Origin of the sequence: Sphingopyxis sp. (genome assembly GCF_016704835.1) — a bacterium.
Classification (GTDB): domain Bacteria; phylum Pseudomonadota; class Alphaproteobacteria; order Sphingomonadales; family Sphingomonadaceae; genus Sphingopyxis.
On sequence record NZ_JADIZJ010000001.1, the window covers coordinates 1,254,227 to 1,275,310 of the forward strand.

A 21,084-nucleotide genomic window follows, 5' to 3' on the forward strand; every position below is an offset into this window, starting at 1 on the left:
AGCGGGGGCGCCAATGGATTTCCTGAAACTCATCCAGTCGCTCGACGAGCTGCTCTATGAGATCATGTCGTGGCTGGTCTTTTATCCGGTCACCTTGTGGCGCGCGCTCACCAAGCCGCTCAAGATGATGGATTATTCGGAGGCCGAGCTCGGCGATCCGGCTGAGCAGCAATATAGCGACACGCTGTCACCGCCGTTGTTCCTGTTGCTGACCGTCGCGTTGACGCATGCCGTCGAACTGTCACTGGTCGGTCAGGATCAGCTTGTTACCGACCGAACCGGGCTGAGCGTGTTCATCAGCGACGACAGCAGCCTGATCCTTATCCGCGTTGCCTTTTTCAGCATTTTTCCGCTGATCATGGCGGCGCGGATGGTGCGGGCGCGGCATGTGAAGCTTGACCGCGGACCGCTCAAGCCGCCCTTTTACAGCCAATGCTATGTCACCGCGCCGTTCGCGATGATAATCAGCGCTGCGTCGATCCTGATGCGGATGGGACGCATCGAGTGGGAGGTGGCGGGGCTGGCGCTGCTCGTATTTGCGCTGTTGTGGTTCGGCACGTTGCAGATCTTGTGGTTCGCGCACCATTTGCGGACGGGATACTGGCGCGCCGCGGGGCATGCCTCGCGCGCGATGGTCGAGGCGCTGGTGCTATTCACGGTGGTGTCACAGATTTTCCGCTGACCGCACCCAAGAAAACGGCCCGGAAAGCCCGAGCCGTTTTTCGTCGAACTTGCAGAGTGATCAGGCGCCAGGAATCGCCGCCTGTGCGTCGCGACCGTCACCTTCGGGGGCGGCGAGGATGTCGCGGACGACCAGACCCTTGTCAACGACCTGGGTGTCGGGGCTGCCGACCTGGCTGCGGATGCCTGGGTCGGCGCGGGCGCCGTCGGCGCTGCTGATCACCGCAGCTTCGTTGGGACTGCGGGCCGAGGGGCCGCCGAACAGCGCGCGCAGAGTCTGTTCCGCTGTCGATTCGCCGCCGGGGCGCGCGGTGCCGGGGGCGGGCGGGGTCAGCGAAAAGTCGGGCGGCACCACGAGCGGCGCCTGACGCGACACGGCAAATTCATCGGGACGGTCGCGGCTGAACAGACTGTTCGACCCGCAGGCCGACAGGGTGGTCGCGAAAATCGAGGCGGCCAGGATGGCGGTGGTCCGGTTCACTTGAATATTCTCCTATGCGCCCCGTTAATCGGCGCCCCCGTTTATTTGGCTGACGGCTTACCGTCCGTGCTGGCCGCCTTTTCGCCGAAGAGCAGCGCGCGCGCAACCAGCAAAAGCACACCGATCGAGATGCACGCATCGGCGACGTTAAAGATCATGAAAGGGCGAAAATCGCCGAAATGCAGATCGGCGAAATCGACCACATAGCCATAGCGGACCCGGTCGACGATATTGCCGAGCGCGCCGCCGAGGATCATCGCGAGCGCAATGACGTCGCCCTTTGCCTGTTCGCGCGTCATCCAGATGCCGACCGCGCCCGCGACGAGTGCGGTGACCGCCACGAGCGTCCAGCGCGTCGTGTCGGTGCAGCTGGCGAACATCGACAGCGAAATGCCGCAATTTTCGGCCCAGGTGAGGTTGAAGATGTCGACGATCTCGATCACGCGCTTCGCTTCCAGCGACAGCGGGGTGATGATGACCCATTTGGTGACCTGATCGAACAGGAAGGCGAAGGCCGCGATCAACAGGCCGAAACGCAGGTACGGCGAACGAGAGCTTGTCATGCCGCGTCCAATACCGTCTCGCAGCGATTGCACAAGCTGCCGTCCTCGGTCACTTCGGGGAGGTGGCGCCAGCAGCGGCCGCATTTGTGGTCGGTGGTCGGGGCGATCGTGATACCGTCATGACCAGGAACCAGATGCACGGTCCCTGAAATGAAAGCCTCCGCAAGATGATTGCGGTCCAAATCTTGAAGAATTGCGTTGAGATCGTTCATCGTGATTTCGGCTTCAAGGCTTGACCGAACCTGCTTTTCCCGGCGCAGCGGTTCAATCGCTTCCGTCACTTGCGCACGCAGAGCGCGGAGTTCCGTGTTGCGGATCACAAGTGCCTTGTCGCGCTCGAATGCCGGAAGCTCCGGCCACTCCAGCAGATGCACGCTTCCGGCTTCGGGATAACGCGTCCGCCACACCTCTTCACTGGTGAACACCAGTACCGGCGCCGCATAGCGCACCAGCGCGTGAAACAGTGTGTCGAGGACGGTCCGATAGGCGGCGCGCTCTGCGGTCTGCTTGCCAGTCGCGAGATTGACGTCGCAGTACAGCCGATCCTTGCGGATGTCGAAATAGAAGGCCGACAGATCCTCGTTGCAGAAATCGGCGAGCAGGCGCGTGTAAGTGTTGAAGTCGAAGTCATCGACCGCCTGATGCATCTTCGCGTCGAGGTCGGCGAGCAGCGAGAGCATATAGCGTTCGAGCTCGGGCATCGCCGAGACGTCGGAGATGCGTTGCTCCTCGGTGAAGCCGTCGAGCGCGCCGAGCAGATAGCGGAAGGTGTTGCGCAGCTTGCGATACTGGTCGGCGACACCTTTCAGGATTTCGTCGCCGATGCGGTGATCCTCGGTGAAATCGACGCTCAGCGCCCACAGGCGGATGATGTCGGCGCCGTTGGTTTCCATCACCTTGACGGGATCGGTCGTGTTGCCGACCGACTTCGACTGTTTGAGACCCTTCGAGTCCATCGTGAAGCCGTGGGTCAGCACCGCCTTGTATGGCGCCTGTCCGCGCGTGCCGCAGCTTTCGAGCAGGCTCGACTGGAACCAGCCGCGATGCTGGTCGCTGCCTTCGAGATATAGGTCGGCACTGTGGGTGCCGCCGTCGTGGCGGACGAGCGCGGGCCAGCGTCCGCTTTCGAGGACGAAGGCGTGGGTGCAGCCCGAATCGAACCAGACGTCGAGGATGTCGACGATGCGTTCGTAATCGGCAGCGTCATACGCGTCGCCGAGATACTCCTGCGCGCGCGTGTCGCTCCACGCATCGACGCCGGCCGCCTTCACCGCCGCGACGATGCGGTCGTTGACTTGCGGGTCGTTGAGGTACTGGCCGGTCTTGCGGTCGACGAACAAGGTGATCGGCACGCCCCACGCGCGCTGGCGGCTCAGCACCCAGTCGGGGCGGTCCTTGACCATCGACCCGATGCGGTTGCGTCCTTTTTCGGGCACGAAGCGCGTGCGGTCGATCGCGTGCATTGCGGCCTGCCGCAGCGTCGGCGCGGCGCAGAGATCCTCCTCGGCCGGGTTGATCGCGCCGCCTTCGCTTTCCCAGCGCTGCTCGCGCGGCGCCTTGGGCTCGATATGCGTCATCACCCGGTCCATCGGCACGAACCATTGCGGGGTGCAGCGATAGATGACCTTTGCCTTCGAGCGCCAGCTGTGCGGATAGCTGTGCTTGTAATCGGCCGAGCCGGCGAGGAGGCCGCCGGCGTCGCGCAGGTCGGTGCAGATCGGGCCGTCGGGTGCGTTGAATTTCGGGTTGATGACAGAGCCCTGACCGCCGAGCCAGCCCCAGTCTTCGCGATATTTGCCATCGCCCTCGACCGCGAACACGGGGTCGATGCCGTTCGCCTTGCACAGGTCGAAATCGTCCTCGCCATGATCGGGCGACATATGGACGAGCCCCGTGCCGCTGTCGGTGGTGACGAAATCGCCCGCGAGGAAGGGGCGCGGGCGGGCGAAGAAACCGCCGAGTGCGTGCATCGGGTGACGAGCGATGGTGCCGGCGAGGTCGGAGCCTTTGAAGCTGAGGCTACTGGCGTAATTCAGTTGTGCCACAGCGTCGTCGAGTGCCGGGGCGTCACCTGTTGCGCGAAACGACAAGCCAGTCCGCTGCAAGAAGCTTTCAACCAGATCGAAGGCTACCAGATAATCTCGGCCATCATCTGCTTTGACCAGATAATACTCGATCTCCGGGCCATAGGCCAAAGCCTGGTTGACCGGGATCGTCCAAGGCGTCGTCGTCCAGATCACCGCATGCGCGCCGACCAGTTCGGCGATCGGGCTCTCGACGATCTCGAAAGTGACATCGATCTGGGTCGAGACGATATCCTCATATTCGATCTCGGCTTCGGCGAGCGCGGTCTTTTCGACCGGCGACCACATCACCGGCTTGGCGCCGCGATAGAGCATGTCGTTCGCGGCGAATTTGAGCAGCTCGCGGACGATGGTGGCCTCGGCCTCATAATCCATCGTCAGATACGGGTGGTCCCAGTCGCCGCCGATGCCAAGGCGCTTCAATTGCTCGCGCTGGGTGTCGACCCAATGCTGCGCATAGGCGCGACATTCGGCGCGGAATTCCTCGACCGGCACCTCGTCCTTGTTCAGCTTTTTCTTGCGATATTGCTCCTCGACCTTCCACTCGATCGGCAGGCCGTGGCAGTCCCAGCCGGGGACGTAAGGCGCGTCCATGCCCTTCAGCGTCTGGGTGCGGACGACCATGTCCTTCAGGATATGGTTGAGCGCATGGCCGATGTGCATGTCGCCATTGGCATAGGGCGGGCCGTCGTGGAGGATGAACTGGTCGCGGCCGGCACGCGCGGCGCGAATCTGCCCCTCCAGATTGCCCTCGAGCCATTTCGCCAGAATCAGCGGCTCCTTCTGCGGCAGGCCGGCCTTCATCGGGAAGTCGGTCTTGGGCAGGAAGACGGTGTCGCGATAATCGCGTTGCTCGGCGGCGGGCGTGCTCTCGGTCATGGGGGCGGCGCTTAGCGCAGATTTGCGTGGGAGCAAACCTCTCTCCCTCTCCCTTCAAGGGAGAGGGCAGCGAGACTTGCCAGCTTGCTGCCTTAGTCGCAGCGGGTGAGGGGGGTGCTGTCGGAGGAGGAACCTCCCCGGGGGGCAGCAAGCTGCCAAGGCTGCGCAACCCTCTCCCACAAGGGGAGAGGGATTTACCTCTGCCGCGGCCGCAGCGCCGGCCCCACTGCGCCGATATCTTCGACCCAGATATAGCCGTTGAAACTGGCGGGGATTTTGGCGAGTTGCTGGGGAGTGGTCAGGCCCTCGTTCGATTTGCCGCGTTCATAGGGGCCGAACACGATCACGCGCGCGCCGACGCGGTCCATGCGGGCGATCAGGCGGTCGGGCCAGCCCCAGAACGCCCATTGATAGTTGATCGGGATCGCGATCACGCCGTTCCGGCAGCTTTCGGGAACGATGCCCGTCCAGCCGTACATCACATAGTCCTTGGAGCAGGCCAGCGCCTCGCGCTTGAGGTCGAACGACCAGTTGTCCGGGAGCAGTTCGCGCATCCGTTTGACCGGACGTTCGGCGCCGTAGAAGGCGTCGCCGAGTTTCTTGCTGTCGCGGCCCGAGGCTTGCAGGATCGCGAACAGCTGGTCGGCCTCGCGGGGGTTTTTCGATTTGAAGTTGAACAGGATCGGGTGAACGGGCAGCGCCGCGAGCCCCTCCTCGACGGTTGGCATCTTGCCGACGCCCTTGCCGCGCAAGGGGAAGGTTTTGCCGCCGTCGGCGGTGTAACCGTAACCGATGTCGAGGGTTTTGAGCTCGGCCAGCGTCAGGTCGCGGGTGTCGCCCTGGCCGTCGGTGCGGCAGTCGACGGTCCAGTCGTGGAACAGCACCATCTTGCCGTCCCTGGTCGGCGCGACGTCGATCTCGACCATATTGGCGCCGAGCCCGACCGCCCAGCGCATCGATTCGGGGGTGTTTTCGAACACCTCATGCTCGGGTGGGTAGGCGAAAGCGGCGGTGCAGGTGTCGCGGCCGACGGCGGCGCGCTTGTCGTAGAGGTGATAGACGCCGCGATGCGCGATGAGTTTGGGTTTGCCCGCGGGTGAAGGGGCGAGCCAGCTCGCGTTGCCGAGGGTCAGCCAGGCGATGAAGACGGCGAAGAGCCACAGCGCGATTCTGTTGCGGCGCTTCATCGGCTTCTTCTTTGGGTCTTCGAGCGCCAATGCCCAATCCGAATTGTCCGTCATCGTCCCCCCAATCTCGTCACCCCGGACGCGATCCGGGATCCATTCCCGCCGCGCTGCAGGGACCCCGGATCCCGTCCGGGGTGACGATGGGTTATCGATCGGCCAACAACAACTTGGCCGCGTCGCAATCCCTCGCAATCTGCGCCATCAGTGCGTCCATGCTGTCGTACTTCGCCTCAGGCCGGATGAAGGCGCGGAAGGCGACGTCGATTTCCTGCCCATAGATATCCTCAGCAAAGTCGAAGAAATGCGGTTCGAGCAATTCTTTCGGCGGATCGAAGCTGGGGCGGATGCCGAGGTTTGCGGCGCCTTTCAGGATGCGTCCGTCGGGGAGCTTTCCGGTGACTGCATAAATGCCGTAACGCGGGCGGAGGTAATTGCCCATATCGACATTGGCGGTCGGGAACCCCAGCAAACGCCCGTTTTTGTCACCATGCTCGACCCGCCCGCGCACGGTGAAGGGGCGGGTGAGCAGGCGCGCGGCAGTGGCGCAGTCGCCCGCGTGCAGCGCCTCGCGGATGCGGCTCGACGAGATGACTTCGGACTCGTCATCGACCGGGGCGACCATTTCGGTGAAGAAGCCATGGGTACGCGCGTGCTCGGCCAGCGTCACGACATCGCCGCCGCGGCCTTTGCCGAACACGAAGTCGCTGCCGGTGACGACCCCGGCGGCGCCAAAGCGATCGAGCAGCAGGTCGGTGATGAAATCCTGTGCCGTCGTTCCCGCGAGCGCGGCGTCGAAGGGCAGGACGAGCATCGCATCGGCGCCCGCCGCGGCGAACAGTTCCTGCCTTTGATCGAGCGTCGTGAGGCGGAAGGGCGGGATGTCGGGCTTGAAAAAGCGCACCGGATGCGGATCGAAGGTCGCGACGATCGCCGGGCGGCCCTCATCCTGCGCATGGCGGACGGCGCGGCTGACGACCGCCTGATGGCCGGCGTGGAAGCCATCGAAATTGCCGAGCGCAATCACCCCGCCGCGCAAGGCTTCTTCGATACGCTGGTGGCCGTCGAGGCGGATCATGGCGCGGGCGGTGCCAGCGGGACCAGCCCAGCCCTGAGCACGCGGACAGCGTTGCCACCCATTGCGGCGCGGACTTCGTCGTCGCTGAAGCCGGCATCGATCAGGGCCTGCGTCACCTGCGCCAGCTTCGACGTGTCGAAGCGCACGGTGGTGGCACCGTCATAGTCGCTGCCAAGCGCGACATGATTTATACCCACAAGGTCGCGGACATGCTTCATTGCCTTGGCGATGCTGGCGGGCGAGGTGTCGCAGATCGCGGCGTCCCAATATCCGATGCCGACCAGGCCGCCGGTCGCCGCGACGCCGCGGATCTGTTCGTCGCTGAGGTTGCGGTTGACCTTGCATGTTGCCTGCACCCCCCCGTGGCTCGATACGACCGGGCGGCGCGCCATTTTTAGGATGTCAGCGACGCAAGCGTTCGAGCAATGCGCGATGTCGACGACCATGCCCTTCGCTTCCATCGCGGTCACAACCTGCCGCCCGAGCGGAGTGAGCCCGCCTTTCTTAAGCCCGTGCATCGAGCCGGCGAGATCATTGTCGAAGAAATGGGTGAGCCCCGCCATGCGAAAGCCCGCGGCGTAGAGCTTGTCGAGATTGGCGAGCTTGCCTTCGAGCGGATGCAGGCCTTCGATGCTGAGCAGCGCGCCAGTGGTCAGCGGCTTGCCGCTGCGCGCCGCGAACAGCCCATCGAGATCGGCGGCAGTCGCGACCGCGCGCAGCTTGCCGTTCGACGCGGCGACCGCGCGGTGCAGTTTTTCGGCATGCCACAGCGAGCGTTCGAACAGCGAGTTCCACGTGCGCACCGGCTGGAGCTGCGCGATCACCAGGCTGGTGATATTGTCGGTGTCGCCGCTGTTGGCGTCATAATTCTGCCCCTTGGGCGACTTCGTCGTGCTGGCGAGGATTTGCAGCGCGACATTGCCGTCTTCGAGCCGCGGCAGGTCCATATGGCCGCGGTCGGCGCGGTCGAGAATGTTCCGCTTCCACAACAAGGTGTCGCTGTGCAAGTCGACGATCGTCAGCGTCTGGTGCAGCGCTTTCGCGCGGTCGCTGACTGCCGCGAGCGGCTTGCCGTCGATCTGATTGGTGCCGCGCTCGATGATGCCGGGGGCGAGCGCGAAGAAGGCGAGCGCGGCGACGGCGATGACGAGCAGGATTCCGATCAGCCAGCGGCGCATAGTCTAAATCCTTGTCAGCGTGACGAAGCTGTAGGCAGGGCGTCCGGCATCGTCGGCAGGATGATCTTCGCGCGCCACTTCGCGCCATGCCGCGTCCGGATATGCGATCACCGCGTCACCTTGGGGTTCGAGTGCAACTTCGGTGAGCTCGATGCGGTCGGCGAGCGGAAGAAACAGAGCGTAGATTTCGGCGCCGCCGATCACCATCACATGCGGGGCGTTGGCGCGTTTGAGCGCCTCTTCGACGCTCGCGACGGGCTCGGCGCCCTCGTCGAGCCAGTCGGGGTCGCGGGTGAGGACGATGTGTCGGCGTCCTTCGAGCACCGCGGGCAGGCTGTCGAAGGTCTTGCGCCCCATGATCATCGGGCGCCCCATCGTCAGCCGCTTGAAGCGGCGCAGATCGGCGGGCAGGTGCCAGGGCATCTTGCCGTTCGCGCCGATCACGCCATTGGCGGCGCGCGCGAGGATCAGGGTGATTTCGGGGTGGTTCATGCGGGGTTGGTTCCGACCCACGTGGCGTGGCCCAGCTTGCGGCCCGCGCGTACGTCGGTTTTGCCATAATGATGGACGTGGCACGCGCCGTCGGCGAGGAGCGCGGGTACGGTGGCGATGTCGGTGCCGATGAGGTTGCGCATCGTGACAGGCAGCGCGGTGGTCGCGGTGCTGCCGAGCGGCAACCCTGCGACGGCGCGGATGTGATTTTCGAACTGGCTGGTCACCGCCCCCTCGATCGTCCAGTGGCCGCTGTTGTGCACGCGCGGCGCCATCTCGTTGAAGATCGGGCCATCGTCGGTGGCGAAGAATTCGCCGGTAAGAACACCGACATAGTCGAGATCGTCGGCGATGCGCGCCATCAGCGCGCGCGCTTCGTCCTGCTGGTCGAGGATGATTTGCGGCGGCGGCAGGGTCGAGGTCGCGAGGATGCCATCTTTGTGCACATTGACGCTGCAGTCCCAGAAGCGCGTCTCGCCGTCGATGCCGCGCACCAGCAGCACGGAAAATTCATGCGCAAAGGTGACAAAGCCTTCGAGGATTGCGGCATGGCGATCGATGGTTTCCCATGCCGTGTCGGCATCGGCAGGGGTGGTGAGGCGGGCCTGTCCCTTGCCGTCATAGCCCATGCGCAGCGTTTTCAGGATCGCGGGAGCGCCGATGCCGGCCAACGCGGCGTCGAGCGCGGCGCGGTCGGGAACCGATGCAAAAGTGGCGGGGCGCCCGCCAAGCCCCGCGACGAACTGTTTTTCGATCAGCCGGTCCTGGGCGATTTCAAGCGCCTGCGCGCCGGGGCGCACCGACACATGCCCCGACAGGAAGCGCACGGTATCGACCGGCACATTCTCGAACTCGATCGTCACCGCGTCGCACGCAGCGGCAAAGGCGGCGAGGCGCGGTTCGTCGTCCCACGCCGCGTGGATATGGTGCGCGGCAACCTGCGCCGCGACGCTCTCACGCTCGGGGGCGTAGCTGTGCACCTGATAGCCGAGCTGCGCCGCGGCGACCGCGAGCATGCGGCCGAGCTGGCCGCCGCCCAGGATACCGATCGTCGAACCCGGTGCCAGCAAGCGATCAGCCCTCGCGAACGGGGATGGGAGCGACGTTGTCGGTCTGTTCGGCGCGCCATGCGTCGAGTTTTTGCGCCAGATCGGTGTCATTGTTCGCGAGCAGCGCGGCGGCAAATAAGCCAGCGTTGATCGCGCCTGGCTTGCCGATCGCGAAGGTCGCCACAGGGACGCCGCCGGGCATCTGGACGATCGAATAGAGGCTGTCGACGCCGTTCAATGCCGCTGACTGAATCGGGACACCGAGGACCGGCACCCGCGTCATCGATGCCACCATTCCGGGCAGGTGCGCGGCGCCGCCTGCTCCGGCGATAATGGCTTTGAGGCCGCGGTCCGCCGCGCTTTTGGCGTATGCGACGAGGCGGTCAGGGGTGCGGTGCGCCGAGACGATCTGCACCTCGTGCACGATGCCAAAATGTTCGAGGATCTGGACCGCGTGTGCCATCGTCGGCCAGTCCGATTGACTGCCCATGATAACCGCGACTTGCGGCGCGCTGTCGCCCATCACCCAACCCTCCACAAAGCGGCCGCGGTTCACCGGGTGAATCGCCGCCGCATCTCCCCTAGCGACTGCACCGCGCGCGGGCAACGGCACCCGTCATGCGAAAGTGCTGTGAATCGATCTCGGTCGGAGCCGGCCGTGCTGGCATAGGGATGGTGAGAAAACGCGCCGATCGAGCAGGCCGGTCCCGGTATCGACGCTTTGCCAAAGAAACCGCCAGCGGGAGCGATCGGCGCAGATCTCATCTACCTCGTTTTGGCACCCCGAACGGGTAATTGAGCTTCACTACCTTAGCGTTTACCGATTGGTATCAAGTCGCGTTTAGGTTGTGGCTCGAATAGTCATCGGCATCGGGCCGGGGAGCAAGCGTAGGTTTCGGGGACGTTGAATGGACAGCGTAGGGGGGGCACGGATCGCGGTCGATCAGTTCGGCGCACTATCCGTTGACTCCATCGAGGACCAGCTGCGGGACATCCGCCGGGAACGCGACGCGCTGCGTCGCGAAAACCGCGTATTGAAGATCGCGGTTGCCGAACTGGAGCGCGTGTCCGAACGCGACACGCTAACCCCGCTGTTCAACCGGCGCTATTTCCTGACCGCGATCCATCACCGGATGGCGCGCTTCGAACGTCATGCCGAGCGCGCGGCGGTCGTCTTTGTCGACGTCAACCAGCTGAAGTTGATCAACGACAGCTTTGGCCATGCCGCGGGCGACTTTGCGTTGATGGAGATTGCCAAGCGGCTCGCCGAATCGATCCGCGCGACCGACGTCGCAGCACGTATTGGCGGTGACGAATTCGGGCTGATCCTCGACCAGTCGAGCGAAGAGGGCGCGCGCGCCCAGATCGCGCGGCTTGGCGATGTGCTGACCGCGGCGCCGGCGGAGTATGACGGGCATCGGATCGCGCTGTCGGCATGCTTCGGTATCGCGATGCTCCAGTCGGGGATGACCGAATCGGACATATTGGCCGCCGCCGACCGCGACATGTATCGCAACAAACAGGGGCAGGGCTCGGCCCCCGGGCACCGCTGACATTGGTGCTAACCGCCTGTTAACCATAAGAGCGCATCGTCGGGACAGGACAGGGGGTGAATATGCGTACCCAAACCGACCCATATCATGACATTCAGGATCGGATCACCGGCCAGATCGGCGCACTTGCCGAAGCGCTGCCGCACTGCGCGCTGGCGCAGATCGTCCAGGGCATCGACGACATTCGCTGTCTGGCGCGCGATAATGGCTTTGCCGCGGTCGAAACGCTGGCGAGTCGGCTCGAATCGGCGGTCGCGGGGGGCGGCTATCGCGCCGCGATCCTGACCTATCTTGACGCGATGAGCGACGCTGTCCGCGTGCCCCGCGGGCCGCTACCCGCCGCCACGCACGAAGCGTGGCTGGCATCGGTCGCGATGCGCTTGGGGCATTGACCCGCTTCACCTGACGATCCAAACCCGAATTCATGGATGCAATCATGCTTGCGCTGGTGGCGGTACTGCTCGCCAACGCCGACGGGCGCAGCGGGATATTCCTGTCACGGCTGCTGAGCGCGCGATCGGACCGGCGCGTCGTCGTGGGCATCGCCTTTGGCGCCTTCCTTCTCAATGCCGTCATTGCGGCGACGGCGGGAGCGATCGCGAATCGCATGATCGGGCAGGGCGTGGCCGCGCTGCTCGTAGCGCTGGCGATGCTATCTGCCGCCGGGGCGCTGCTATGGCGCGGGCGGCCGTCGCTGTTCGATGACAAGGCTTTGGCGGTGACCCCGACGATGCTGGCAGGACGGATGCTGCTCGCGCAGTTCGGTGACCGCAGTCATTTCATGATCGGCGCGCTCGCGGCAACCAGCGGCGCTGGGCAATGGGCCGCGGCGGGCGCATTGGTCGGCTGGACGCTGGCAATGCTGCCCTTTCTGGCGTTTGGTCCGGGGCTCGCCGAACGGCGCGCAGCGCATGGCGTGCGCTGGGGAAGCGCCGCGATCCTGACGATCTGGGGCATTTTCACCGCGATGGAGGCTTTCGGGTTAATCGCATAAATCTGTCGACATTGTGCATCGTCATCGCTTTTGTCGATGACAGCGACCGACAGCTTTCGCGGGCAAAGCTTGTCTCGGCGCGCTATATGGTGGCCAGATAGAAAGGATATTTCCCATGTCCCAGAACAATCAGCCCGCCGTCGCCGATGCGCTCAATGCGTTACTCGCCGACAGTTTTACGCTCTATCTCAAGACGAAGAATTATCACTGGCACGTCCAGGGGCCGCGTTTTCGCGAACTACACCTGCTGTTCGACGAACAGGCGGCGCAGATCTTTGCGACCACCGACCTGATCGCCGAGCGGGTCCGCAAGAATGGCGTGCGTACGCTTCAGTCGATCGGCGACATCGGCCGCCGTGCGTCGATCCGCGACGATGACGCGGCGGGTCCCGACGCTGAAGCGATGATCCGGGCGCTGGCGGACGACAACAAGACTTTGCTCGCTCAGCTCAAAGAAGTGAAGGCCGCGGCGGAAGCCGATGGCGACATCGCGACGAGCGGCTTGGTCGACACTTGGGCCGACGAGACGCAGCAGCGGATCTGGTTTCTTGAAGCGACGCTGGGCTATTGATCGCGAAACACCGTTCCCCTTGATAGGGAGGGATAAGAAGCCTTGCCTCGTAGCGGCTAGGCGAAGTTGGTAGGGTGGCGGTGCGTTTTTGCACAAGGGTGTCAGGCCGAGACCGCACCCCACTGCCCTCAGAAAGGGGGAAGATTTTGATGCTGCTAACGAGGCGGGCAATCAATCTGATCAGCGCTGCTTCTTGGCCGTGGTCGCGGTGAAATCGGGGTCTTTTTTGGCCACCCAATCGACAAATTTGCGCACATTGGGGTCGGCCAGCAGGCCATCGACATCCATTCCGTGACGCTGCAGTTCCGAATTGGTGAAATTGGCGATCAGCGTTTGCTGGCAAATGGGGTGCATCGGCACCACTTCTCGCCCGCCCCGGCTCTTGGGAACGGGATGATGCCAGACAATCGTCTTGCCGGTGGGCCGGCCACAGAGCCAGCACGGCGGTACAGCCGTCGCCGGAGCCTCTTCGGTGCGATGCAGGTCCCCATAAGGGTCGTGTTTTGAATTTTTGCGGGCCATGCTGCTACCTGTAATGTCTGAGATCTGGAGCGATGCGGTCAGCATTGGTACAGCCGCGCCAATATGGGGCGCGTCGATCCCCCAATGAAAAGGGCGGCCCGCGAGCCGCCCTTTTCGTTTTTCTGTGCGACCGATCAGTCCTGATGCGGCTGAATGTTCACCGCGGCGAATTTGCCGCGGTCATCGACTTCGATGTCGAACGCGACGCGGTCGCCTTCGTCGAGGCCCGCCATGCCGGCGCGCTGCACCGCGCTGATGTGGACAAAGGCATCGGCCTGTCCGTCGTCGCGCGCGATAAAGCCGAAGCCCTTCGTCGTGTTGAAGAATTTGACGGTGCCCGAGGTGCGTTCGCCGGTCAGCTGACGACGGCCGCGCGCGCCGCCCGGGGCTGCGCCGGGGCCGCGATCGTCACGGCGCGGTCCGCTATCTTCGATCGGCATCGGCTCGCCTTCGATCTTGATATCGATCGCCGACACCTTGCCGTTGCGCTCGACGAGGGTGAAGCCGAGCGGCTGGCCCGAAGCGAGCCCCTGAAGCCCCGCTTGTTCGACCGCGCTGATGTGCACGAACACGTCCTCGCCGCCATCGTCGCGCGCGACAAAGCCGAAGCCTTTCGCCGCGTTGAAGAATTTGACGGTGCCATTGCCTTCGCCGACAACCTGTGCCGGCATGCCGCCGCCACGTCCGCCGCCGAAGCCGCCACCGCCGCCGCCGCGATCACCGCCACCGAAGCCGCCGCCTGGACGATCGCCGCCGCCGAAACCGCCACCGGGGCGGTCACCGCCGCCAAAGCCGCCGCGGTCGCCAAACCCGCCACCGCGATTGCCGCCGCCATAGCTGTCGCCGCCATAAGGTGCAGGTTCGAAGCTGTCGAAATTGCCGAAATCATCGCGCTTGCCGCGCCCCCGCTGGCCGCGGCGATCCTTGTTGAAACTCATTGTCTAATAGTCGCTTTCGGTTCGTCCATACCCCATTCGATCGGCGCCTTGCGCCGGACGGGGACGCACTACACCACGGGCACAGACTCGCCCCATGCCGCTAACGACGCAATATATAGCTTAAACAGATGGCATCTGCGAACGGAAAATTCAAAACTGCGATGCGGTCTGTCGCACAGTTTATCCCATCGTTGCGGCGGGCTGCTCGGGACCGCGAAAACCAGTCATTGAGCGGCAAGGCGGCTTCGCCTAAGGCGGGCGGATGACCGTATATTTCCACGAAGAAGATTTGCCCGCGGGTACGCTGGGTCCCGGCGCCGTCGCGATCGACACCGAAACCATGGGCCTCAACCCGCTGCGCGACCGGCTGTGTCTGGTGCAGATCAGCGACGGGTCGGGCGACGAGCACCTCGTCCGCTTTGCACCGGGCAGCGCTTATGACGCACCGGTACTCAAAGCGATATTGACTGACCCCAAAAGATTGAAATTATTCCATTTTGCGCGATTCGATATCGCGGCCCTGCAGCAGGCGCTCGGCGTCGTGACCGCGCCCGTCTATTGCACCAAGATCGCCTCGAAACTGATCCGCACCTACACCGACCGCCACGGGCTGAAGGAATTGGTGCGCGAATTGCTGGGCCAGGAGGTGTCGAAACAGCAGCAGTCGAGCGACTGGGGCGCCGCCGAACTCAGCGACGCGCAGCGCGATTATGCGGCGAGCGACGTGCGCTTTCTGCACGCCATGAAAGAGATCCTCGATGTGCGGCTGGCGCGCGAGGGGCGCACGCAATTGGCGCAGGCCTGTTTCGATTTCCTGCCGACGCGCGCCGTGCTCGACCTGGCCGGTTGGCCCGAGGTCGATATTTTCGCGCACACCTAAAGAGCGATTCGCATGTCCGAACGCGCCGATCTTGACCGCACGATGCGCCGCCTATGGGCGGCGAGTGGGTCAAGTCACGACCGCGTCGTGCGCATCCTGCGTTATGGCCTGCCGCTCGTCATCGGTGTCGTTGCCGCGGTGCTGGTTTTTTCACCTTTCTCTCAGCGCTCGGAAATCAGCTTCCTGCTCGCCAAGGACAAGGTCGATATGGCGACCGAGCGAATGAAGGTGACCCGCGCCGAATATCGCGGCCAGGATGCGAAGGGCCAGCCCTTTGCCCTGCTGGCGGGCAGCGCGGTGCAGAAGAGCTCGGCCGAACCGATCGTGCGCATGACCGACCTGTCGGGGGCGATCCGCCTGACCGACGGACCGGCGACGATCGTCGCCCGGAACAGCGCCTATAATATGGAAACCGAAAAGGTCGCGGTGCCGGGACTGGTCCAGGTCAAAAGCGCCGACGGATACAGGATCGATGCCAGCAATGTGTCGATCGACCTCAAAACCCGAACCCTGACCGGGCAGGGCGGCGTCAACGGGACGTTGAACATCGGCAATTTTTCGGCCAACCAGCTGTCCGCCGATCTCGACCAGCGGATCGTGCGCCTGCAGGGCAATGCGCGGCTGCGGATCAACCAGGGAGTGCTCAAATGAACCGCTTTTCGCCGATGAAGAGCCTGGTGGTGGCCGGTGCGGGCTTTGCGCTGACGAGCCTTGCTCTGTTGTCAGCGGGTACCGGCGGCGACCCCGCGCAGGCGCAGGCACTCGCGAACCACAACAGCAACGCCCCGGTCGATTTCGCCGCGAACAGCATCGAGGTGCAGGACCGCGCCGACCGCGTCGTGATTTCGGGCAATGTCCGCGTGACGCAGGCAGGGATGACCTTGACCGCGGCGCGGATGACCGTCGCTTATTCGCGTCAAGGCGGCACCGACGTCAACCGGCTGGACGCGACCGGCGGCGTCGTGGTGACCAAGGGTGACGAGCGCGCTTCGGGCAATGTCGCGATCTATGATCTCGACCGCCGTCTGATCACGATGGTCGGCAATGTCGAGTTGCGTCAGCGTGGCAATAATCTGCGCGGCGGGCGGATGGTGATCGATCTCAACAGCGGCCGCGCGACGGTCGACGGGCGCGGCGCGGCGCGCGGTCCCGATGGCAATCCGATCGCGGGCGGCACGGGCGGGCGCGTCACTGGCACCTTCACGGTACCGGAAAGAAAGCAGTAACCAGCGCTTTTTACGCTTCTGCAACCATGCGCCTTCACCATCGGCGCAGGGACCAGAACCATAGCGGTGCCGGGGGGACGCCGCGTTTCGAAAGCAAGCCCCCATGCGCTTCTCCCCGCTTGTTCCGCCGCGCCGCCCGTTGTTTGGCCGCCGTACCGAACCGCCTGCGGCGACCATCCCGGCCCCGACGTCCGAAGAACGGCGCCTGATCGACCGGATCCTGCGGCATGTGGGACCGCGCGAGAAATTCTAGCACGGCCGTCCTTATGGCCGTCATCCCGGCGAAGGCCGGCATCTCTCCGCTGCGGTTCGGCGTGCCGTTGAGATTCCGGCCGTTGCCGCGATGACGAATTGACACGGTTGCTTCATTTCCCCGTTCAGTTCGCTTGGCCTTCCGCCGCCGTGCCTCTACATGGGCGCCCATGCCGCCCGACACGCTCACTTCCGCCGACGCGGCCAAAGAACCGCCCGTTCTCGACACGCTGAAGCGTTTCCTGCCCTATTTATGGCCTGTGGGCCATACCGGGCACAAGGTGCGGATCGTTGGTGCGGGGCTGATCGTGCTCGCGTCGAAGGGCGTCCAGCTGTCGATGGGGTTCCTCTATGGCGCCGCGATCGACAAGATGGTGCCGGGGATGGAAGAGGGCGTCGCGCTAGCGATCGGGCTCGTCCTCGCTTATGCCGGCGCGCGCTTTGCCGGGGTGCTGTTCGATAATCTGCGCAACGTCGTGTTCGAGCGCGTCGGGCAGGATGCGACGCGCGAGCTGGCGATCGCCACCTTCAGCCACCTGCACGCGCTGAGCCTGCGTTTCCATCTCGCGCGGCGGACGGGCGAGGTGACCAAGGTGATCGAGCGCGGGACCAAGAGCATCGACACGATGCTCTATTTCCTGCTGTTCAACATCGCGCCGACGATCATCGAATTGCTCGCCGTGCTGATTATCTTCTGGACCAAGTTCAGCTTTGGCCTCGCCAGCGCGACCGCGCTGATGGTCATCGTTTATATCATCTTCACCCGCAAGGTGACCGACTGGCGCAACGCGCTGCGCACCCAGATGAACGACCTCGACACGCTGACCATCGGGCGCAGCGTCGACAGCCTGCTCAACTACGAGACGGTCAAATATTTCGGCGCCGAAGAGCGCGAAGCGGCGCGCTACCGCGACGTTGCCGATCGTTATGCCAAGGCCGCGGTGAAAAGTGAAAACAGCCTGGCGTGGCTCAACATCGGCCAGAGCCTGGTCACCAACGCCGCGTTGGCGGGCGCCATGGCGTACACCGTGTGGGGCTGGTCGACGGGTGAATATAAGGTCGGCGACGTGGTGCTGGTGAACACGCTGCTCGCGCAGCTGTTTCGCCCGCTCGACATGCTCGGCATGGTCTACCGCGTCATCCGCCAGGGGCTGATCGACATGGAGGCGATGTTCCGCCTGATCGACACGCCGCCCGAAATCAGCGACGCGCCGGGCGCGGGGCCGTTGGTGGTGAACGGCGGCGCGGTGGCGTTCGATAATGTGGTGTTCGGTTACGAGCCCGACCGCACGATCCTTAACGGGGTGAGCTTTGCGGTCGGTGCCGGCGAAACGCTGGCGATCGTCGGGCCGTCGGGCGCGGGCAAATCGACGATCGCGCGGCTATTGTTCCGTTTCTATGATCCGCAGGGCGGGCGGATCACGATCGACGATCAGGATATTGCCGCGGTGACGCAGGCCAGCCTGCGCGGCGCGATCGGCATCGTCCCGCAGGACACCGTGCTGTTCAACGACAGCATCGGCTATAACATCGCTTATGGCCGCGAAGGGGCGGGTGCCGACGAGGTCGCGGCGGCCGCCGAGGGCGCGGCGGTCGACGGCTTTATCGCGATCCTGCCGCAAGGTTATGATACCGAGGTCGGCGAACGTGGGTTGAAACTGTCGGGCGGCGAGAAACAGCGCGTCGCGATTGCGCGGACCCTGCTCAAAAACCCGCCGGTGCTGATCCTCGACGAAGCGACGAGCGCGCTCGACAGCCGCACCGAGGCGGCGATCCAGGACACGCTTGAACGGATTTCCGAACGCCGCACGACCTTGGTGATCGCACACCGGCTGTCGACGGTGACGGGTGCTGACCGCATCATCGTGCTCGACCACGGCCGCGTTGCGGAGACGGGGACGCACGACCAGCTGCTGCGGATGCGCGGGCTTTATGCCGATATGTGGGCGCGGCAGCAGGCGGAGAAGGAGGAGGGGACGGTTTAGTCCGCTTCTCTCACAACATTTCGAATATTATCGAATTATCCATTGACGCCCCGCTCTGATTTCCATATTTCGACAATTATCGAATCACGGAGGTGGCGATGGAGTCGGAGACGGTTGTTCGCGCGCTGAGCGCGCTCGCGCAGGAGCATCGGTTGGCGCTGTTCCGGCTGCTCGTACAGGCGGGGCCGGAAGGGCTTGCCGCGGGCGCGATTGCCGAGGCGCTGGGGGTGCCCGCGTCGTCACTCAGCTTTCACCTCGCGCAGTTGAACAACGCCGGGCTGATCGCGCAGCGGCGCGACGGCCGGTCGCTGATCTATTCGGCCGATTATGGCGCGATGACCGCGCTGCTTGGCTTCCTGATGGAAAATTGTTGCGGGGGCGCGGTCTGCGTGCCTGCCGCGCCCTGTAACACCAAAGATACGACAGAAAGGACTGCCGCATGAGCCGGTTTCATTTGCATGTCGGGGTTGCCGACCTCGACAAGTCGATCGCTTTTTACTCGGGGCTGTTCGGCACCGCGCCAAGCGTGACCAAGCCCGATTATGCGAAATGGATGCTCGACGATCCGCGAATCAATTTCGCGATCTCGGTGCGCGACGGCGCGCATCGCGGGATTGAGCATGTCGGCTTGCAGGTCGAGGATGAAGCGGAGCTGGCGGCGGTCTATGGGCGACTGAAAGATGCCGGAGCCCCGGTTTTGGAGGAAGGCGCGACGACCTGTTGTTACGCCAAATCCGAAAAGAGCTGGGTCGCCGATCCCGATGGCGTGGTGTGGGAAGCCTTCCTGACCAACGGCGAAGCGACGGTGTACGGCGACAGCCCCGATTTTGCGCTGCTGGCATCGGACAATGCCGCCGAGGGCGCGTGCTGCGTTCCCACCATGCCGCAGGCGGCTCCGGTCAAGGTCGGCTGCTGCTGACATGACCGCGGGGGAGGGGCTGAACATATTGGTGCTGTGTACGGGCAATTCGGCACGCAGTATTTTGGGCGAAGCCATCATCGCGCGAAAGGGCGCGGGCCGGGTTCGCGCGTACAGTGCAGGGAGCCAGCCGAAAGGCGTGCCGCATCCCGGCGCGCTCCGGCTCCTGGCGCGCGAGGGCTATGACATAGCGGCTTTCCGCTCGAAAAGCTGGGATGAATTTGCCGCGCCCGGCGCGCCGCGCATCGACATCGCGATCACCGTTTGTGCCAATGCGGCGGGCGAGGCGTGCCCGCTGTTCACCGGCGCGCCGGTGCGCGCGCATTGGGGGCTGCCCGATCCCGCCGATGTCGCATGCGACGAGGCGGCGGTCGATGCCGCCTTTGCCGAAACATACCGCCTGCTCGACATGCGCGTCCGTGCGATGCTGGCGCTGCCGCTCGAAACCATGACCCCGGCGGAGCGGCGCGCTGCGCTGAACGCCATTGGCGCGATGGAAGGGGCCGCCTGACATGCAACGCCGCCGCCTCGGCTTTCTCGACCGTTATCTGACGCTGTGGATTTTCCTCGCGATGGCATTGGGCGTCGCGCTGGGGACGCTGTTTCCGGCGCTGCCGGCGCGGATCGACGCGATGAGCGTCGGGACGACAAACCTGCCGATCGCGATCGGCCTGATCCTGATGATGTACCCGCCGCTGGCGCGGGTGCGCTATGCCGCGCTGCCGCAGGTGTTCGAGGATCGGCGGGTGCTGATGCTGTCGCTGGTCCAGAACTGGCTGATCGGCCCGGTGCTGATGTTCGTCCTCGCGGTGATCTTCCTGCGCGACGAGCCCGCCTATATGACCGGGGTTATCCTGATCGGCCTCGCGCGCTGCATCGCGATGGTGCTGGTGTGGAACCAGCTGGCGAAGGGCGACAATCAATATGTCGCGGCGCTGGTCGCGTTCAACTCGCTGTTCCAGATTCTGTTTTTCAGCGCCTATGCGTGGTTTTTCCTGACCTTCCTGCCGCCGTTGCTCGGGCTGGAGGGGCAGCTGATCGCCATCGACACCTGGATGATCGCCGAGGCGGTGCTGATCTATCTCGGCATCCCCTTCCTCGCCGGGTTCCTGACCCGCACGCTGCTGGTGCGCGCGAAGGGCGAGCAATGGTACGAAACCCGCTTCCTGCCGCGCATCGCGCCGATCACCCTGGTCGCGCTGCTGTTCACCATCGCCGCGATGTTCAGCCTAAAGGGCGGCGAAATCCTGACGCTGCCGTTCGACGCGCTGCGCATCGCGGTGCCGCTGACGATCTATTTCGTCCTACAATTTGTGATCAGTTTTGCGATGGGCAAATGGATTGCCGCCGATTATCCGCGCACCACCGCGGTCGCCTTTACCGCGGCGGGCAATAATTTCGAGCTGGCGATCGCGGTCGCGATTGCGGCGTTCGGGCTGGCTTCGCCGGTGGCCTTTGCCGCAGTGATCGGCCCGCTGGTCGAGGTGCCGGTGCTGATCCTGCTCGTCAACCTGGCCTTCTGGTTCGGGCGGCGCTGGTTCCCGGACAGCGTGCCGCACGACAACTGAGGCTTTT

At 64.3% G+C, this 21,084-nt stretch carries 25 protein-coding genes; 14 read left to right on the top strand and 11 right to left on the bottom strand.

Going from position 1 to position 21,084, the window contains the following annotated elements:
* Positions 1–13 precede the first annotated feature (13 nt).
* A complete protein-coding gene (locus IPF76_RS06185; RefSeq protein WP_293841005.1) occupies positions 14–682 on the top strand; it encodes a hypothetical protein in 669 nt (222 codons plus the stop codon).
* 60 nt (positions 683–742) lie between these two features.
* Here IPF76_RS06185 and IPF76_RS06190 read toward each other — a convergent pair whose 3' ends face one another.
* From IPF76_RS06190 to purE, 9 genes are all read right to left on the bottom strand, one after another.
* Complete coding sequence (locus IPF76_RS06190; RefSeq protein ID WP_293841008.1) at positions 743–1,162, bottom strand: DUF3035 domain-containing protein; 420 nt, start codon at positions 1,160–1,162, stop codon at positions 743–745.
* A gap of 41 nt (positions 1,163–1,203) precedes the next feature.
* Positions 1,204–1,725 (bottom strand): signal peptidase II, encoded by a 522-nt coding sequence (gene lspA / locus IPF76_RS06195; protein ID WP_293841011.1) that lies wholly within the window; start codon positions 1,723–1,725, stop codon positions 1,204–1,206.
* Positions 1,722–4,688 carry an isoleucine--tRNA ligase gene (gene ileS / locus IPF76_RS06200; protein WP_293841014.1) on the bottom strand — a complete coding sequence of 989 codons (2,967 nt, stop codon included), beginning with the start codon at positions 4,686–4,688 and terminating at the stop codon, positions 1,722–1,724. The genes lspA and ileS overlap by 4 nt, the downstream gene beginning before the upstream one ends.
* Positions 4,689–4,882: 194 nt before the next feature.
* The gene (locus IPF76_RS06205) at positions 4,883–5,929 is read right to left on the bottom strand and encodes a glycerophosphodiester phosphodiesterase family protein (RefSeq protein WP_293841017.1); all 1,047 of its coding nucleotides are present in this window, start codon (positions 5,927–5,929) and stop codon (positions 4,883–4,885) included.
* 91 nt (positions 5,930–6,020) lie between these two features.
* On the bottom strand, positions 6,021–6,950 hold the full coding sequence (locus IPF76_RS06210) for a bifunctional riboflavin kinase/FAD synthetase (protein ID WP_293841020.1): 930 nt from the start codon (positions 6,948–6,950) through the stop codon (positions 6,021–6,023).
* Positions 6,947–8,128: a dipeptidase gene (locus IPF76_RS06215; protein ID WP_293841023.1), complete on the bottom strand. Its 1,182-nt coding sequence runs from the start codon at positions 8,126–8,128 to the stop codon at positions 6,947–6,949. The genes IPF76_RS06210 and IPF76_RS06215 overlap by 4 nt, the downstream gene beginning before the upstream one ends.
* A 3-nt stretch (positions 8,129–8,131) precedes the next feature.
* Positions 8,132–8,620: a dihydrofolate reductase gene (locus tag IPF76_RS06220; protein ID WP_293841026.1), complete on the bottom strand. Its 489-nt coding sequence runs from the start codon at positions 8,618–8,620 to the stop codon at positions 8,132–8,134.
* Entirely contained in the window at positions 8,617–9,690 is a 1,074-nt protein-coding gene (locus tag IPF76_RS06225; protein WP_293841029.1) for a 5-(carboxyamino)imidazole ribonucleotide synthase, read from the bottom strand. Before IPF76_RS06225 ends, IPF76_RS06220 begins: the two co-directional genes overlap by 4 nt.
* A 4-nt stretch (positions 9,691–9,694) precedes the next feature.
* Positions 9,695–10,192 (bottom strand): 5-(carboxyamino)imidazole ribonucleotide mutase, encoded by a 498-nt coding sequence (gene purE / locus IPF76_RS06230; protein ID WP_293841971.1) that lies wholly within the window; start codon positions 10,190–10,192, stop codon positions 9,695–9,697.
* A gap of 385 nt (positions 10,193–10,577) precedes the next feature.
* Here purE and IPF76_RS06235 point away from each other — a divergent pair, with 385 nt between their 5' ends.
* The 4 genes from IPF76_RS06235 to IPF76_RS06250 all read left to right on the top strand — a co-directional run bounded on the left by IPF76_RS06235 (position 10,578) and on the right by IPF76_RS06250 (position 12,787).
* Positions 10,578–11,222, top strand: a complete 645-nt coding sequence (locus tag IPF76_RS06235; RefSeq protein WP_293841032.1) for a GGDEF domain-containing protein — start codon at positions 10,578–10,580, stop codon at positions 11,220–11,222.
* Positions 11,223–11,284: 62 nt separating this feature from the next.
* Positions 11,285–11,614 (top strand): hypothetical protein, encoded by a 330-nt coding sequence (locus IPF76_RS06240; RefSeq protein WP_293841035.1) that lies wholly within the window; start codon positions 11,285–11,287, stop codon positions 11,612–11,614.
* A 44-nt stretch (positions 11,615–11,658) separates the two neighbouring features.
* A complete protein-coding gene (locus IPF76_RS06245; RefSeq protein WP_293841038.1) occupies positions 11,659–12,216 on the top strand; it encodes a hypothetical protein in 558 nt (185 codons plus the stop codon).
* A gap of 115 nt (positions 12,217–12,331) precedes the next feature.
* Complete coding sequence (locus tag IPF76_RS06250) at positions 12,332–12,787, top strand: DNA starvation/stationary phase protection protein (RefSeq protein WP_293841041.1); 456 nt, start codon at positions 12,332–12,334, stop codon at positions 12,785–12,787.
* A gap of 180 nt (positions 12,788–12,967) precedes the next feature.
* On the opposite strand, the gene IPF76_RS06255 is transcribed toward IPF76_RS06250, so the two are convergent.
* Together IPF76_RS06255 and IPF76_RS06260 are read right to left on the bottom strand one after the other, a co-directional pair.
* Positions 12,968–13,309, bottom strand: a complete 342-nt coding sequence (locus IPF76_RS06255; RefSeq protein ID WP_293841974.1) for a hypothetical protein — start codon at positions 13,307–13,309, stop codon at positions 12,968–12,970.
* A gap of 134 nt (positions 13,310–13,443) precedes the next feature.
* Positions 13,444–14,247, bottom strand: a complete 804-nt coding sequence (locus tag IPF76_RS06260) for a cold-shock protein (protein WP_293841043.1) — start codon at positions 14,245–14,247, stop codon at positions 13,444–13,446.
* A 262-nt stretch (positions 14,248–14,509) separates the two neighbouring features.
* On the opposite strand from IPF76_RS06260, the gene IPF76_RS06265 reads away from it, so the two are divergent.
* The 9 genes from IPF76_RS06265 (at position 14,510) to arsB (ending at position 21,077) form a co-directional block, all read left to right on the top strand.
* A complete protein-coding gene (locus IPF76_RS06265) occupies positions 14,510–15,127 on the top strand; it encodes a ribonuclease H-like domain-containing protein (RefSeq protein ID WP_293841047.1) in 618 nt (205 codons plus the stop codon).
* Between the two features lie 12 nt (positions 15,128–15,139).
* A complete protein-coding gene (lptC, locus tag IPF76_RS06270) occupies positions 15,140–15,778 on the top strand; it encodes an LPS export ABC transporter periplasmic protein LptC (protein WP_293841050.1) in 639 nt (212 codons plus the stop codon).
* A complete protein-coding gene (locus IPF76_RS06275; RefSeq protein WP_293841053.1) occupies positions 15,775–16,353 on the top strand; it encodes an LptA/OstA family protein in 579 nt (192 codons plus the stop codon). Before lptC ends, IPF76_RS06275 begins: the two co-directional genes overlap by 4 nt.
* Positions 16,354–16,456: 103 nt before the next feature.
* Complete coding sequence (locus IPF76_RS06280) at positions 16,457–16,606, top strand: hypothetical protein (RefSeq protein ID WP_293841056.1); 150 nt, start codon at positions 16,457–16,459, stop codon at positions 16,604–16,606.
* A 169-nt stretch (positions 16,607–16,775) separates the two neighbouring features.
* Positions 16,776–18,590, top strand: coding sequence for an ABC transporter ATP-binding protein/permease (locus IPF76_RS06285; RefSeq protein WP_293841058.1), 1,815 nt, complete (start codon positions 16,776–16,778; stop codon positions 18,588–18,590).
* A 98-nt stretch (positions 18,591–18,688) separates the two neighbouring features.
* Positions 18,689–19,033: a metalloregulator ArsR/SmtB family transcription factor gene (locus IPF76_RS06290; RefSeq protein WP_293841061.1), complete on the top strand. Its 345-nt coding sequence runs from the start codon at positions 18,689–18,691 to the stop codon at positions 19,031–19,033.
* Positions 19,030–19,509 (top strand): ArsI/CadI family heavy metal resistance metalloenzyme, encoded by a 480-nt coding sequence (locus IPF76_RS06295; RefSeq protein WP_293841064.1) that lies wholly within the window; start codon positions 19,030–19,032, stop codon positions 19,507–19,509. The genes IPF76_RS06290 and IPF76_RS06295 overlap by 4 nt, the downstream gene beginning before the upstream one ends.
* Before the next feature lies 1 nt (position 19,510).
* Entirely contained in the window at positions 19,511–20,020 is a 510-nt protein-coding gene (locus IPF76_RS06300) for an arsenate reductase ArsC (protein ID WP_293841067.1), read from the top strand.
* Position 20,021: 1 nt separating this feature from the next.
* Positions 20,022–21,077 carry an ACR3 family arsenite efflux transporter gene (arsB, locus tag IPF76_RS06305; RefSeq protein ID WP_293841070.1) on the top strand — a complete coding sequence of 352 codons (1,056 nt, stop codon included), beginning with the start codon at positions 20,022–20,024 and terminating at the stop codon, positions 21,075–21,077.
* The last annotated feature ends 7 nt before the right edge of the window (positions 21,078–21,084 follow it).

Excerpts from the sequence above, each read along its gene's own strand:
- ileS (WP_293841014.1), bottom strand. The coding sequence starts at position 4,688 with ATGACCGAGAGCACGCCCGCCGCCGAGCAACGCGATTATCGCGACACC.
- IPF76_RS06210 (WP_293841020.1), bottom strand. The coding sequence starts at position 6,950 with ATGATCCGCCTCGACGGCCACCAGCGTATCGAAGAAGCCTTGCGCGGC.
- purE (WP_293841971.1), bottom strand. The coding sequence starts at position 10,192 with ATGGGCGACAGCGCGCCGCAAGTCGCGGTTATCATGGGCAGTCAATCG.
- lptC (WP_293841050.1), top strand. The coding sequence starts at position 15,140 with ATGTCCGAACGCGCCGATCTTGACCGCACGATGCGCCGCCTATGGGCG.
- IPF76_RS06260 (WP_293841043.1), bottom strand. The coding sequence starts at position 14,247 with ATGAGTTTCAACAAGGATCGCCGCGGCCAGCGGGGGCGCGGCAAGCGC.
- IPF76_RS06280 (WP_293841056.1), top strand. The coding sequence starts at position 16,457 with ATGCGCTTCTCCCCGCTTGTTCCGCCGCGCCGCCCGTTGTTTGGCCGC.
- IPF76_RS06250 (WP_293841041.1), top strand. The coding sequence starts at position 12,332 with ATGTCCCAGAACAATCAGCCCGCCGTCGCCGATGCGCTCAATGCGTTA.
- IPF76_RS06205 (WP_293841017.1), bottom strand. The coding sequence starts at position 5,929 with ATGACGGACAATTCGGATTGGGCATTGGCGCTCGAAGACCCAAAGAAG.
- IPF76_RS06245 (WP_293841038.1), top strand. The coding sequence starts at position 11,659 with ATGCTTGCGCTGGTGGCGGTACTGCTCGCCAACGCCGACGGGCGCAGC.
- IPF76_RS06300 (WP_293841067.1), top strand. The coding sequence starts at position 19,511 with ATGACCGCGGGGGAGGGGCTGAACATATTGGTGCTGTGTACGGGCAAT.
- arsB (WP_293841070.1), top strand. The coding sequence starts at position 20,022 with ATGCAACGCCGCCGCCTCGGCTTTCTCGACCGTTATCTGACGCTGTGG.
- lspA (WP_293841011.1), bottom strand. The coding sequence starts at position 1,725 with ATGACAAGCTCTCGTTCGCCGTACCTGCGTTTCGGCCTGTTGATCGCG.
- IPF76_RS06285 (WP_293841058.1), top strand. The coding sequence starts at position 16,776 with ATGCCGCCCGACACGCTCACTTCCGCCGACGCGGCCAAAGAACCGCCC.
- IPF76_RS06235 (WP_293841032.1), top strand. The coding sequence starts at position 10,578 with ATGGACAGCGTAGGGGGGGCACGGATCGCGGTCGATCAGTTCGGCGCA.
- IPF76_RS06240 (WP_293841035.1), top strand. The coding sequence starts at position 11,285 with ATGCGTACCCAAACCGACCCATATCATGACATTCAGGATCGGATCACC.
- IPF76_RS06220 (WP_293841026.1), bottom strand. The coding sequence starts at position 8,620 with ATGAACCACCCCGAAATCACCCTGATCCTCGCGCGCGCCGCCAATGGC.
- IPF76_RS06255 (WP_293841974.1), bottom strand. The coding sequence starts at position 13,309 with ATGGCCCGCAAAAATTCAAAACACGACCCTTATGGGGACCTGCATCGC.
- IPF76_RS06185 (WP_293841005.1), top strand. The coding sequence starts at position 14 with ATGGATTTCCTGAAACTCATCCAGTCGCTCGACGAGCTGCTCTATGAG.
- IPF76_RS06215 (WP_293841023.1), bottom strand. The coding sequence starts at position 8,128 with ATGCGCCGCTGGCTGATCGGAATCCTGCTCGTCATCGCCGTCGCCGCG.
- IPF76_RS06275 (WP_293841053.1), top strand. The coding sequence starts at position 15,775 with ATGAACCGCTTTTCGCCGATGAAGAGCCTGGTGGTGGCCGGTGCGGGC.
- IPF76_RS06290 (WP_293841061.1), top strand. The coding sequence starts at position 18,689 with ATGGAGTCGGAGACGGTTGTTCGCGCGCTGAGCGCGCTCGCGCAGGAG.
- IPF76_RS06295 (WP_293841064.1), top strand. The coding sequence starts at position 19,030 with ATGAGCCGGTTTCATTTGCATGTCGGGGTTGCCGACCTCGACAAGTCG.
- IPF76_RS06265 (WP_293841047.1), top strand. The coding sequence starts at position 14,510 with ATGACCGTATATTTCCACGAAGAAGATTTGCCCGCGGGTACGCTGGGT.